Below are 13,804 nucleotides of genomic sequence, written 5' to 3' on the forward strand. Positions count from 1 at the left end.
CGCTCTAGTGAAGGAAAAAGAATTCGTTGGTGTTGAGCAGAACGTGGCACAAGTCGATTAGGGCTTGCTGACGCGGATCGACCACTTCGGCCGTGCCGCGCGAACCGGCCCAGGCCAGCCCTTGCAGCATGCCGGTCTTGGCATTCCAAGCCACGATCGGCTGGTCGGCCCAGTCGGCAGGATTGGCCGACAACGATTCGACCGGCAACAGCCCGCGCACCAGCCGCGCCGCTTCGATTTGTCCGTCCCAGTTGTGCGTGGGAGCGCGCCGGCTCACGCCGCCGATCACCGGCGCCGACGCTCCTTGGCACAACCCGGTGGCGACACCGTGCGTGGCCACCGAGGTCAACTCCGGCGCGTTGGCCTTGCCGACTTGCTCGACACGGAAGGTCACCGTATGAGTGCCGCACGAGACGTGTACCGAGATATGATAGGTGACACCAAGTTCGATGCGCAAATCCGACGCCACCGGTTCGTAGGCGATGTTGCGATTCTCGTCTTCGCCGACCAATTGAATGATCAGGTTCCGCGGCTTGAAGCGAGACTTTTCACCCGTCACGCCTAGGCTCCAACCATACGACTCGACGTTCTCCTTGCCGTTGTTCCAGCGCGAGGCGATGGTGCGCACCGAAGCGTTGACGTCGATGCTGTCGAGCTTGACGATCGCCTCGATGGTGAACTCGTCCCCCTCGCGCTCCTTGGTCGTGGCGACCAGATTCTCGTGCGCGGTGTTCTCTTTGAACTGAGCGGCGGTCGCCAGGTCGGCCGGACTTTCGGGCGTCGGCGCGCTGATCGCCGCTTCGCGCTTGGCGATGAACGCCTTGGCCTTGGCCAATTCCCGAGCCGTGGGTTGACGACCGAGCACGAGTTGCCAGGCTTCTTCGATCGACGAGGCGCGGCTGGCCAGCTTCTGGGCCCGGCTCAGCACCCAATCGCCATTCACCAGCAGCAAGGCTTGGGTCGGCGTGGTCGTGCTTTGACGTTCCGACGTGCTGGCAAAGCCGGCCGGCGCGTCGAGGCTGCGCAACAGCTCGTTCTGGCTGTTCCGTTTCTTCAGCGTGTAAATCGAGCGGCGCGTGCCGTTGCCGTCGGTCGAGGGGCCACCGGCTTTCAAATCCAGTTCGCCGCTCGCCGCCAGCATGGCGTCGCGCACTTGCTCGGCGTCGAGTCGGTGCGGGCTGAACCGCCACAGGTACTTGTTGGCCGGGTCGACCTTGGCGGCCACTTCGGGCGGGGCGCGTCGCGCCGTCTGCCGGAAGGTCGCCGATAACAAGATTTCGCGGTGCAGTTTCTTCAGGCTCCAGCCGTTGGCCAAAAAGCGTTGCGTCAGATAGTCGAGCAACTCGGGGTGGGACGGTTCTTTGCCCAGCCGGCCAAAATCGTTCGGCGTCTCGACAATGCCGCGGCCAAACAGATAGTGCCAGACGCGATTCGCAATCACGCGCGTCGTCAGTTGGTTGTCGCGGCGGGTGATCCAAGCGGCCAGGGCCGAGCGCCGCCCGGTGGAGTTTTCCAGCGGCGCGATCGTTGGCTCGTTCGGTTCGAGCAGCGTTAAAAAGCCCGGCGGAATGTCCGCTTCTCCTTTACGGGTCTTCAGAATGTTCGGCGGTCCCACGCGCATGGCATCGGTCGCCACCAAGGCGTCGAGCAGCGGCGCTGGCTTCAACGAATCAAACTTCTTCAACTCCTCGACCAAATGCTGATAACGCTTCTTATCTTCTTCCTTCTTGAGCGATTTCAAGGGATCAAACCGCTCGCGTTCGTATTGCAACTGTCGCTCGCAGAAATACGATGCCTGCCAGTCCTGCGGCAGCCTTTCCGCGGGCGACTTGTCGACCATGGCGCGAATGTCGGCTTGAAAGCGCTCGTAGGCGCGTTTGACGCTCCTTTCAATCAACGGCTCGACAATGGCGTCGATCTGGGCGCGAATGTTGGCGGTGGCGGCCTCCCACTTGGCTTGTTGTGCGGCATAGCGAGCTTTTTCTTCCCGCGAGGCCAGCTTCAAGTCGTCGCGCCACCGCACTGGCGTGAAAAACGCGCGAAAACGGTAATAGTCTTTTTGCAGGATCGGATCGAACTTGTGGTCGTGGCAACGGGCGCAACCCATGCTCAACCCCAGGAACACCTCGCCGGCGTTGTCGGTGATGTCGGTCAACATGACGTCGTATTGCCCGCGCGCGTCGCGCTGGTTGTATTCGTAAATCGGATTGCGGAGATACGACGTGGCGACCAGCACCCGCGGATTGTCGCGATCGAGTTCGTCGCCGGCCAACTGTTCGCGCACGAACTGGTCGTAGGGCTTGTCGGCGTTCAAGCTGTTGACCACATAATCGCGATAAGCCCAGGCCGCCGGGCGAATCGCATCCTGGTTGTAGCCGTCGCTCTCGGCATAGCGCGTCAGGTCCAGCCAGTGTTGCGCCCACCGCTCGCCGTAACGCGGACTGGCCAGCAACTCGTCAACCAGCTTTTCATAAGCTTGCGGATCGCGGCTGCTGGTGAATGTGTCGATCTGTTCCTTGGTCGGCGGCAGGCCGTGCAACGTGAAATACAGGCGACGCACTAACTCATGGCGGTCGGCCTCGGACGCCGGCGTCAGCCCCAACTCGACATGCTTCTTGGCGATGAACTGGTCGACGTTGTTGCGCACCCAATCACTCTTCACCTCGGGCGGGGTTGGATTCGTCAACGGCTGAAACGCCCAATACTTCCGATCGGCCTCGCTAAAGCCGAATTCATCGGCCTGCTCGCGGGCCACTTCATTCGCGGGCCAAGGCGCGCCAAGCTTCACCCACTTTTCGAGCACCGCGATTTCGCGGTCGGGCAGCTTCTCCTTCGGCGGCATTTGAAAGTCAGGATCTTGATAACGAATGGCCCCGATCAAGATCGACTTCTCGGGGTCGCCCGCTACCAGGGCTGGCCCCGAGTCGCCACCGGCCGTGAGATAAGTGATGTTGTCGACGCGCAGGCTGCCGCTTTGCTTCTTCGCGCCGTGGCACTCGTAGCAACGATTGACCAAGATCGGCCGCACTTCATTCTCAAAGAACTTCAGCGCGGCGCGCTGGGCGTCGTCGTCGGCCCCCCAAGCGGTCGAGGCGCACAACGCAATCAGCAGGGCAACGGCGTGCTTTGTCATGAATGACCCGTTCACTTGATTCGCAAGGTAGGGGGGCGCGCGTTCGGGTGTTCCTTCGAGGCAAAGGCGTGCGCCAACCCCGACGTGTCGGTTTCGCCCGTCTCACGCACGATCAAAAAGCTGACCAGGCCGTTCGACTTGGTACGAATGAACTCGACCAGCGTATCGGCGCGCACGGTCAGCGGCCCGCCCGAGCCCCCCCGTGGTATCCAGAACTCGGCCAGCTTGCGAGTCGTGGCCGTGGCGGGGCCTTCGTCGTCGCAGCCTGGCACGCCGTCCCAGCGCAGTTCCTGTTCATCCCAGTTGTCAAGCGCGGGGTCGGTGATGCCATAGACCGCGAAGCGCGAATCGGGCACCAGCGATGAAAACCCAAAGCCGCTCGGCTCGGGGTCGAGGACCAACTGCGCCTCGGCCACCTTCGCGGCATCGAGTTGCGACAAATCAAACGTGATCACGCCTCGGCGTTCGTTGTTTTTGCCCAGTGGCAGGTCAGTGTGCTTGACGATGATCAAGGGGTGCGGCCCCATCGGCGCGCCGACGTCGCCACGGCGCGCATAGCCGTCCTTGCCACGCCCAAACGAAGTCGGAATCGCGGTCCAGCCACCTTCTTCTTGCACTTGCTGGCCAAGCGTCGGTTCCTGCCCTGGCGTGGTGGCGCCCGAATTGACGTGCAGACCTTTCCCTTCGGTCAGACGTTTGGTTTCGCCGCTGGCCAGCCCGCCGATTTCGACCTCGCCTTCGAACACGCGAACCTGCGAGTTGCCCGCCGAACCGGCGCTCAAACCGAACCGGGTTCCCAGGTCGACGACCTTCAGGTCGGCCGTGTCGATCGTAAAGCCATGCGCTGATTCAGGAACCTCGGCCGTGAGCGTTCCTTCGACCAGTCGGCAATGCATGGCCGTCAACACTTCCAAGGTCGCGGGGGCTTCCATCGTCACCGTGGCGCCGCTTTTGAAGCGGATGGTGGCGATTCCCTCGACCAGCGCCAGCTTGCCCACGCACAATTGCGAGTCCACCGCGGTCGGCAATTCGGAGCCAGCCCATTTGCAATTGTCGGCCTGCGCCAACATGGCCACGGGGCGATGAAGGATCAGATCCTGGCTGTAGATCCAACCGCTCAGGGCCAGCAACACGCAGGCCGCGGCCAAGGCGCTCCAGGCCGCCACGGGCCAGCGATCAATCACCGGCGTGGAAATGGCCGGCTTATCCGTCGCCGGCGACTGCTCGAACAGCGAAGTCAGCGTGTCGCGCTCGGCCCGCAACGTGGAATGCAACCACAACTGCTCGACGTAGGCTTCGCGCAATACCGGATCGCGCACCACGTCGGCCTCGAGCGCGGCCTGTTCCTCGGGTGAAAGGAGCCCTTCGAACGAGCGTTGGATGCGGTCGTGTTGCGATTCGGTCGGTTTCATGGTTAGTGCGTACGGGCCATTTGCCGGCTGACACATTCACCGAGCGAATGCCGAATCCGGCTCAGCAGGCGATAGACTGCTTCGACCGAGCGGCGACTTTTTTCGGCGATTTGCTCGACGCCGCAATCTTCGTAGTAACGCCAGACAACCAAATTGCGATGGGCTTCGGGCAGCTTGGCCAGACAGGTCTTCAAGGCCGCCGACTGTCGGTCGAGCAGGTCGGCGCGGCGGTCGAGTTCGGCGGCCACGATCTCGATGAACTGTTCGTCCACCGCCGAGGCTGGGCGCTTCTTCTCGGCCCGGCGATAGTTCAACACTTGGTGCGTGGCGATCGTCCGCGCCCAGGCCCGAAAGTTGGTGCCAGACTCGAACTGACGGAACTGCCGCCACATGGTGACTTTGACTTCCTGCAGGATGTCGTCGGCATCAGCAGCGCTGCCGACCAGACTATAGACATAGGTTGCCAGCCAACGGTCATGCTGAGCGACCAGGCGCACATATGCTTCGGTGGGATCGGCGGGGGGCAGGGGGGTGGCATCCATGTCGTTACTGCTTAAAGGTTCGCTGGCTGGATTATTGGACAACAAATCCCGAAACTTTTCCGACAGTTTGTCCTCGGCGGTCTCATGAAACGACGCAAGTGGTTGCACGGTCCAGGTTAATGGATTGTTCGGCTGGCGTCACTCACCGTGGCCTTCCAATATCATGGTTTACCGGCGGACGGTTCCCAAGTGGTTTTCGCCCCCAAGAGGAGCAATTGATAACTACAGGGCCATCGCTGTGCTTTGACCCTACACCCAACGTCTTGGATTCAGGCTGGCCGACCAGCCGATGAGGACGCCTTGGCAGTCCGTTGCGGGAATCTTGCAAGTCTTCGTGGTATTGGATGAACAAACTCACCCCATTTTGCCGCGAGGAGTATTTCGACATGTTCAGCCATGATCTTGACGAGCTTACAGAACGGTCGCAAACCCGTGTGAATCGCGACGAGTCGGTCGCTTTCCGCTTCCCACCAGCATCACTCCCGACCTGCAATTCGCGTTGCGCTTGGCGGATTCGCGCCATGCCATTACCCAATTGGAAAAGTTGACCCGTGCGACTGGGACGCTGATATTGGGGCAATTACCGCGAACGACAACGATGCCTCAACCCACGCCCATGGAACCTGCCATGCGTCAACCGTGCCTCAATGCCCGTCACATGCTAAGGGCTCAATTGCCACACCAACTAGCTACGCTAATCATTGTAGTGCTAAGTTGCTCCCCTTGGGTCTGCCCCGCTTTTGCCGCTGATTTAACTGATCGGCCAAACGTCGTACTCATTCTCGCGGACGACCAGGGGTACGGCGATTTCTCTTGTCATGGCAACCCAGCGCTGAAGACGCCGCACCTCGACCGACTGCATCACGAGAGCATTCGGCTCACCGATTTTCATGTCGCGCCGATGTGTACGCCAACGCGCGGTCAATTGATGACCGGGCTCGATGCGCTGCGCAACGGCGCGACGAGCGTCTGTGCCGGGCGCTCGTTCATTCGTCGCGCGTGGCCCGGCGCTGACGCCGACCCGGCCGTGGCGGCGCCTTCGCCACCAGCGACAATGGCCGAGTGGTTCGCGGGCGCAGGCTACCAGACCGCCCTGTTTGGCAAATGGCACTTGGGGGATAGCTACCCGAACTTGCCGCACCATCGCGGCTTCAAGGAGACGGTCTTTCACCTGGGCTGGGGCATCACGTCGATTGCCGACCCGTGGTGCAACGATTACTTCAATGGCCACTTCAGCCACCATGGCAAGCTGCAATCGTACGAAGGCTACTGCACCGACGTCTGGTTCCGCTTGGCGCGCGAATGGATCAAGGAGCGCCACGCTCGCAATGAACCGTTCTTCTTGTACTTGCCGACGAATGCGCCGCACGGGCCGCTGTGGGTGCCCGACAAGTATCGTGAGCCCTACCTGGCCCAAGGACTCAAGCGTCCGCTGGCGTCGTTCTTTGGCATGATCGCCAACATTGATGAAAACGTCGGCCAGTTGGACCAGTTGCTGGCCGAGTTGAAGCTGCGCGACAACACGATCCTGGTTTACTTCCACGACAACGGCGGCACGGCTGGCGTCAACTTCTACAACGCCGGCATGCGCGCCGGTAAGCGAACCTATTACGAAGGGGGGCACCGCGCGGCTTGCTTTATTCGCTGGCCCGGCGGCACCTGGCGACAGGCGTGCGATGTCGACTCGCTGACCCAGGTGCAGGATCTGCTGCCGACGCTGATCGAGACGTGCAATCTTGGCGTGCCCAAGGGCTCGTTCGACGGTCGCAGCCTGACGCCGTTGCTCGCCAAGTCCGGCGCTAACGACCGCGCTGACTCATCAACGTCACGAGCCCGCGAAGTGTTTGGCGAGCGCAAGCTGGTGGTGCAGTACGGCGAGAATCCTGAGAAGTGGGAGTCGGCGGTCCTTTGGAAAAGGTGGCGACTGGTCCACGGCGAAGAGCTGTACGATCTGGCGACTGATCCGGCCCAGGCCAAAAACGTGGCCGAGCAGCATCCCGACGTGCTGGCCGCGCTGCGGGCGCATTATCAGAAGTGGTGGGGCGAAGTCGGGCCGCTGTTGGACCATTACGTCCCGGTTGTCCTCGGCAGCGAGCACGAGAACCCGGTCACGCTCAGCTCGGCCGATTGGGCCAAGGTCTATTGCGACAACATGCCCGACCTGCGGGCTGGCAAGCAAGTGAACGGTCCGTGGAACGTCGAGTTCGTCCGGGGGGGAACCTATGAAGTGGCTTTACGTCGCTGGCCGCGCGAGTCGGGGGCGGCCATCACCGCGCCGGTTCCCGAGTTCGTGGCCGTCGATGGCAAGTTGCCCGCCGGCGTGGCAGTGCCGGCCGCGAAAGTCCGATTGCAAGTCGACGACTTCGATCGCACCGAAGCAATCTCGGCCGACACCCAGGAAGTGGTCTTTACCGTCGAAGTCAAAACGCCACACACGACCAAGCTGCAAAGCTGGCTCTACGACGCATCAGGCAAAGAACTCAGCGGGGCGTACTATGCGTACGTGCGGAGAAAGTAGAAGAGGGGCTAGGGGCTAGGGGCTAGGAAAAGAAGCACTGGTCGCGAGCGCGTTTCAAAATATTTTGAGCTGCCGCTTTCAAGCTGCGCTTCCCAGCATCAGCTTACGCTTTGATCCGAAAGGTTCGGCTTGCACTCGAATCCCTAATCCCTAGCCCCTCGTCCCTAGCCCCTCTTCATCACTCTCGCAGTTCGCCGCGGTACGCGATCGCTTGTCGTACGGCCGGGGGCAGCGGCGCGTCGACCCCTTTGACGGCTCGCCAGAGGATCTCGTTCAGCTCGAAATCATCCACGCGGTCGTATTCGGTGAAGTCCATCAGCTCGGATCGCTTGGCCCCGTATGAAGCCACGGTGTTGACCACCGACAGATCGATCTGCGCCGGCAGGTGCTCGTAGGGCTTCAAGTCCGGCGTCGCGTCGAACGACTCGAACATCGGCGTGGCGGCCGCGTCGAACTGGCTGAGCGGCGGCAGCCCGAGGATCAACTCCATCGTCCGTAGCATGCTGACCGTGGCGTATTGCGTGCTGTCCAAGTGGCCGCGTCGCACGTAAGGACTGATTACCAGTCCGAGCGTCCGGTGGGCGTCGACGTGGTCGGGCCCGTTCTGCGCGTCGTCTTCAATAACGAAAATCGCGATCTGGGGCCAATACTTGCTATTGCTCACCGCTTCGACCAGCCGGCCCAAGGCCAGATCGTTCGAGGCCACGCACGCTTGCGGCGTCGGCGCGCCGACCTTGGTTCCTTCGGTGTGATCCTCGCCCAGGCTCATCACGATGAAGTTCGGTAGGTTGCCGTTCTTTTCGTACTCGTGGAACTCTTCCAAGAATGTCGCCACCCGATCGGTGTCGCGAACCTTCTGGCCTTTGGCCTTGGGCAGCCCGTACGTCGGGCAGGTATGACCGATCAGGCCCGGCACGCGACCTTCGATGCGGAACGTCCCGTCCGGCTGGCTGACCCGGCCGCCATATTCGCCGTAGCTGCGGTACGTCTTGCCGTGCCGCCCACAGGCGTCCCAGATGTAGCCGCTGGGCGCGTTGGTGAGATCGCCGTCGTCGTCATCGTCGATGCCCGTGCGCTTCGAATAAGTCAAACACCAGTTGCGAGCAATGTAATCGGTGTTATAGGCCATCGTGCTCCAGGGATGTCCGTCGGCCGAGACATGCCCGTTGCAGTACAAGTTGTCGAGCAGCACGAACTCCTCGGCCAGCTTGTGATGATTCGGCGTCACTTGCCGGCCGAACATCAACAAGCTCTCGTCCCCGTTTCCGCGCGGCATGTCGCCGAACACCTGGTCGTAGGTGCGGTTTTCCTTGATGATGTAGATCACGTGTTTGATCGGCGACGGCGCACCCACCTTGGTCGGAATGGCCGTCTTGCGCTGATACGGCGTGCCGGCGATCAGCTTGTCGGAATAAGGACAATTCTGGTACACGCGATCGGTCAGCTTCTGCAAGTCGTCGTCATCGTCGGGCAACTCGATGACCGACAGCGCGCCGTTCAGGGTCGTGCCAATGTGCGGGAACGGCACCTTGCGATAGCCATCGGGGCCGCGTTCTTTCAACTCGGCCATCTTTTCCGCGCTGGGCTTGTTCGACGCGGTGTGGGTTCCTTTGCCGACACCGACCAGCAATCGCTTACCGTCGGGTGTTGCCGCCACCGAGGTCGGATACCAGCCGGTCGGAATGAACCCGGCCACGGCGCTGCGGCGGGGCTTTTCAATGTCGACCACCGCAATGCAGTTGTTGTCGGCATTGGCCACGTACAAGGTCTCGCCATCGGGCGAAACGCACAGCGCGTCGGGCGTACACCCCTCGGGCGATTTGGGGAACAGGGCGGTACTGATGACTTCTTGCACCACACCCGTCGATGTGTCGATGACCGAAACCTGATTGCTCGACGCACACGCGACGAACAGCCGGTTGTCAGTCGGGTGCAGTGCCAACTGGTTGGGATGATCGCCGACCGGGATCTTGGCAATCGTCCGCAGCGACTCAGCGTCAACCACTAGCACTCGCCGATCGGCCCAATCGGAGACGTAGAGCAAGCCATTGCGGGCGCGCACCACGTCGTAGGCCCGCGATCCGCAGGGGGCGCTGCGCAGCACACGACCATCGAGCGAGACGGCCGACAGCACGCTCCCCCCTTCGTCAGTCTTGTTAGCATCCCCCCAGGCGAACGACTTGTTGCCCCCTTTGCGAAAGATAGTCAGCGTGTAAATCGTCTTGGCCGGCGCGTCGAGATACAGGCCCGACGTGAACCCTTGAGCAATCGCCACCGGCGCGTCGGCCTTGGCGTCGGCGACAAGTTGCTGGGTGCCCGGGCCGCCGACCGGTTCGAGCCGTTGATCGTTCAGCCGGAAGCGATGGTAACTGCCAGCGCCGCCGCCCGACCACCACAGGTTGCCGCTCTGGGCGTCAAGCGCCAGGCCGAACCAGGTTTCGCGTGCTTCGACCTGGCTGAGCTTCTCGCCCGACGCCAGATCGACCAACGTCAACTGGTGCGAGTTGTAGCCGTTGGTTGCCACCAGCGCGCGGCGATTGTCGGACAAAGGAATGATGTTCAGCGGCAGATCGGCGAGCGTCGTATGCCGCCCCACTGGCATCAATCGCCACCCATTGGGCAACAAGACGCCGTGCCCATCGTCACCAGGAACCTTGGGCGTCTGCCCGGCGGCCGGCGCTTGGGCCACATCTGGCGCCGCGGGGGCCGGAGCGACAGCCTGCTGGGCGTGAACCACGCCGATGACGATCAGGTTAACGACCAGCGATATTGACCAGGTTCCCACATTCGACCGGCGCATGCGATGACTCCATAAAGGGGCGGGCGTGAACGCCTTGGTTTTAGCCCCTTGCTGGCTCACCGGCTAGCTATTCCGGTTAGCCGATGGCGAGGACGTGTTTTTCATTTGCCTGCCTGCGAGCAACCACATCGGAGTTCCGGTCGTGCGGGGCGTGCCGATTGGCGCGCTGGGCGGCCGCTGCGGCGGTCGGTTGTCGTTGCGTTACGGCATCATCCCCGCACCCGGTGCGGCGAGCGCCGGGCGTGTCGTCTGGTGGTTTGCCGACATCCCAGACGCGACCTAGGTTTCAGGGTGGAGATTCCGGCCCCCGGTGTCAGGGGGCGCGGACCATCAATGCGCCGGAGAACCAGCATGTCTGCTGAACTGCTGTTTGATCAATCGCTCGACGTTTCGCCGACGTTCGTGGGGTCGACACCCGCTTCCCTGGCCGCGCGCATTGCGGCTCACGCTCTGGCCACGCCGAACCGAGTGGCGCTCACCGACGAGCATGGCGAGCTGACCTTCGCTCAACTGGAACAACGGTCGAACCAGTGGGCTTGGCGTTTGATCGAGGAAGGGGTCAAGACCGACGGCTGTGTCAGCTTGCTGTTCGATCGCTCGATCGACTTTGTCGTGGCGGCACTGGCCGTCATGAAGAGCGGGGCGGCTTACCTGCCGATGGACTCGGCCGTGCCGACCGATCGGGCCATGACCATGTTGAATGACGCCGGCGCGACGATCGTCTTGACCCACCGCCGCAAGACGTCGGCCTGGTCCGCCGGCGGGTGGTGCGTGCTGGAAGTCGAACACCTGGCCGACGCGCCAAGCGTGCCGGTGCAAATGACGCCGGCTGCCGACAGCCTGGCTTACATCGTCTACACCTCGGGTTCGACGGGCGTGCCGAAGGGAGTCGAGATCACCCATGCGAACCTGCTGAACCTGATCGACTGGCACTCGCGCGCCTTCGGCGTCTCGTCGCGCGACCGGGCCAGCCAGGTGGCCGGCTTGGGCTTCGACGCGACGGCCTGGGAAGTGTGGCCGCATCTGGCCGCCGGGGCGACGGTTCACATCGCCGATGAAGTGACCCGCCGTTCGCCTGCCGCGCTGCGCGATTGGATTCTGGCCCAGCAAATCACGATCAGCTTCGTGCCGACCGTGCTGGCCGAGCAACTGATGCACTCCCAATGGCCCGCGAACACCTTGTTCCGGCTGCTGTTGACCGGGGCCGATGTGTTGCACCGCCGCCCGGTCGAAGGCTTGCCGTTCACCGTCGTCAACAACTACGGCCCGTCCGAATGCACCGTCGTCGCCACCTCGGGTATTGTCAGCCCCGACGCCAATTGTTGTGCGGCACCGTCGATCGGGCGGCCGATTGATGGCTGCTGCGTGTTTCTGCTCGACGAGCACTTGCAGCCGGTCAAAAAGGGCGAGGCGGGCGAGCTGTGCATCGGCGGCGTGCTGGTCGGCCGCGGCTATCACAACCGCCCTGAGTTGACCGAGAGCCGCTTTGTGATGTACCAGCCCGAGTCGGGACCGGCCGTGCGGGTCTATCGCACCGGCGATCGGGCCCGCTACCTGGCCAATGGCGAAATCGCCTTTATGGGCCGGCTGGACGATCAAATGAAAATCCGCGGCTACCGCATCGAGCCCGGTGAAATCGTCGCCAACTTGGATCGCGTGCCGGGGGTTGAAGCCAGCGCGGTCGCCGCCATCGACACCGACGCCGGCCCGACGCTGGTGGCTTACCTGGTGCTGGATGGCGCGACAAAGCTCAATGCGACCGACCTGCGCGATTACCTGGCGCCGCGGTTGCCCGACTACATGATTCCCCAGCAGTTCGTTCGCGTCGATGCGTTGCCGCTGACAGCGAATGGCAAGTTGAACCGCGCCGCACTGCCGACGCCGACGGCCGAGAATACGTTGGCCCATCGTGCCACGGCCGAAGCGCCCACAATCGACAACGACCTCGAAACCCAGATCGCGGCATTGGTGGCCGGGCTGCTCGATCAGCCGACCGTCTCGCCGACCGACAACTTCTTCTTACTTGGCGGGCATTCGATGCTCGCGGCCCAGTTGGTGGCTCGCGTCGGGGATATGTTTGGCACGCGGATCACCTTGCGTCAGTTGTTCAATGCGCCGACGGCCGCGACGTTGGCCGCCGAGATTCGCCGCATGCAGGAGAACGCCCGTGGTTGAAACCGCTGAACTGCCGTTGAGCCTGTACCACTTGCTCGATCCCGAAGTGCTGGCGAACCCGTACCCGCTCTACGCTCGGCTGCGCAGTGAAAACCCGGTTCACTGGGATCCATACCTGCACGCGTGGATCGTCACGCGGTACGAAGACGTGATCACCGTGCTCAGCAAGTTCTCGGCTGAGCGCGCGCCGACGCCCGAGTTCTTTGCCGCGCTGGGCGCGCCCGAGGTGAGCCCGATCGCGGCCGTGATGGTCAAGCAGATGCTGTTCCGCGACGGCGCGGCCCACTCGCGGTTGCGCAAGCTGGCCGCTGGGGCGTTTGTGCCGGCGCGGGTTCGCGTACTACATGATCGCATCCAGGAAATCGCCACCAAGCTGGTCGATGACATCATCGCCCGCGGCACGGGCCGGCTGGACATGCTGGCCGACTTTGCCGAGCCGCTGCCGGCGATCGTGACGGCCGAGATGCTGGGCGTGCCGGTTGAAGATCATCAGAACCTGAAGGATTGGTCGGTGACGTTTGCCGAAATGTTGGGCAATTTTCAACACAATCCCGATCGGCTGCCCGGCGTGCAGCGCGCGGTCGAAAACCTGTCGGCTTACTTCCAAGAGCGCATCCGCGAGCAGCGCGTGACGCCGCGCGAGGGGTTGGTCCATACGTTGTTGAACGCCGAAATCGATGGTGACCGGCTGACCGAAGACGAAGTGATCGCCAACTGCATCGTCACGATGGTCGGCGGCCTGGAGACGACGACAAACCTGATCGGCAACGGCATGCTCTCGCTGCTGCGCAACCCGGACCAGATGGAACGCCTGCGCCGCGAGCCCGAGATCATGCCAGCCGCGGTCGAGGAGTTGTTGCGTTACGAAAGCCCAAGTCAGCACACGGCGCGCTTAGCGCCGGAGGACACGATGCTGGGCGGCAAGCTGATTCGCAAGCGGCAAGCGGTGATCGCCGTGATGGCGGCGGGCAACCGCGACCCCGAGCGGTTCCCCGAACCCGATCGACTTGACTTCGATCGCCCCGACAACCGGCACCTGGCCTTTGGTTGGGCGGCCCACTTCTGCTTTGGCGCGCCGCTGGCGCGAATCGAAGCGGTGATCTCGTTCGAGACCTTGCTGCGGCGGTTCCCCGTGCTGGAACTGACCGATGAACCCTTGTCGTGGCGCGACAACTTGGGGCTGCGCGGCTTGCGATCCCTCCCTTTGACCTACCGCACCTAAGC

7 protein-coding genes are annotated in these 13,804 nt (G+C 62.7%); 3 read left to right on the top strand and 4 right to left on the bottom strand.

Annotation, left to right across the window (positions count from 1 at the left end):
• Positions 1 to 4: 4 nt before the first annotated feature.
• Genes JSS27_03630 through JSS27_03640 form a run of 3 tightly spaced genes read right to left on the bottom strand, consistent with a single transcriptional unit; the run spans position 5 to position 5,087 of the window.
• The gene (locus JSS27_03630; GenBank protein MBS0208025.1) at positions 5 to 3,133 is read right to left on the bottom strand and encodes a PSD1 domain-containing protein; all 3,129 of its coding nucleotides are present in this window, start codon (positions 3,131 to 3,133) and stop codon (positions 5 to 7) included.
• 11 nt (positions 3,134 to 3,144) lie between these two features.
• On the bottom strand, positions 3,145 to 4,545 hold the full coding sequence (locus JSS27_03635) for a FecR domain-containing protein (GenBank protein ID MBS0208026.1): 1,401 nt from the start codon (positions 4,543 to 4,545) through the stop codon (positions 3,145 to 3,147).
• Positions 4,546 to 4,547: 2 nt separating this feature from the next.
• A complete protein-coding gene (locus tag JSS27_03640) occupies positions 4,548 to 5,087 on the bottom strand; it encodes a sigma-70 family RNA polymerase sigma factor (protein MBS0208027.1) in 540 nt (179 codons plus the stop codon).
• Between the two features lie 706 nt (positions 5,088 to 5,793).
• On the opposite strand from JSS27_03640, the gene JSS27_03645 reads away from it, so the two are divergent.
• A complete protein-coding gene (locus JSS27_03645) occupies positions 5,794 to 7,605 on the top strand; it encodes an arylsulfatase (GenBank protein ID MBS0208028.1) in 1,812 nt (603 codons plus the stop codon).
• Between the two features lie 178 nt (positions 7,606 to 7,783).
• On the opposite strand, the gene JSS27_03650 is transcribed toward JSS27_03645, so the two are convergent.
• Entirely contained in the window at positions 7,784 to 10,405 is a 2,622-nt protein-coding gene (locus JSS27_03650) for a beta-propeller fold lactonase family protein (protein ID MBS0208029.1), read from the bottom strand.
• Between the two features lie 351 nt (positions 10,406 to 10,756).
• On the opposite strand from JSS27_03650, the gene JSS27_03655 reads away from it, so the two are divergent.
• Both JSS27_03655 and JSS27_03660 read left to right on the top strand, forming a co-directional pair.
• Positions 10,757 to 12,580 carry a non-ribosomal peptide synthetase gene (locus JSS27_03655; GenBank protein ID MBS0208030.1) on the top strand — a complete coding sequence of 608 codons (1,824 nt, stop codon included), beginning with the start codon at positions 10,757 to 10,759 and terminating at the stop codon, positions 12,578 to 12,580.
• Positions 12,573 to 13,802, top strand: coding sequence for a cytochrome P450 (locus tag JSS27_03660; protein ID MBS0208031.1), 1,230 nt, complete (start codon positions 12,573 to 12,575; stop codon positions 13,800 to 13,802). Before JSS27_03655 ends, JSS27_03660 begins: the two co-directional genes overlap by 8 nt.
• Positions 13,803 to 13,804 lie beyond the last annotated feature (2 nt).

Source organism: Planctomycetota bacterium (genome assembly GCA_018242585.1).
In the GTDB taxonomy this organism is placed as follows: domain Bacteria; phylum Planctomycetota; class Planctomycetia; order Pirellulales; family PNKZ01; genus JAFEBQ01.

Bases quoted from the DNA above. Each gene is read 5' to 3' on its own strand.
- JSS27_03630 (MBS0208025.1), bottom strand. From the start codon at position 3,133: ATGACAAAGCACGCCGTTGCCCTGCTGATTGCGTTGTGCGCCTCGACC.
- JSS27_03635 (MBS0208026.1), bottom strand. From the start codon at position 4,545: ATGAAACCGACCGAATCGCAACACGACCGCATCCAACGCTCGTTCGAA.
- JSS27_03640 (MBS0208027.1), bottom strand. From the start codon at position 5,087: ATGGATGCCACCCCCCTGCCCCCCGCCGATCCCACCGAAGCATATGTG.
- JSS27_03650 (MBS0208029.1), bottom strand. From the start codon at position 10,405: ATGCGCCGGTCGAATGTGGGAACCTGGTCAATATCGCTGGTCGTTAAC.
- JSS27_03655 (MBS0208030.1), top strand. From the start codon at position 10,757: ATGTCTGCTGAACTGCTGTTTGATCAATCGCTCGACGTTTCGCCGACG.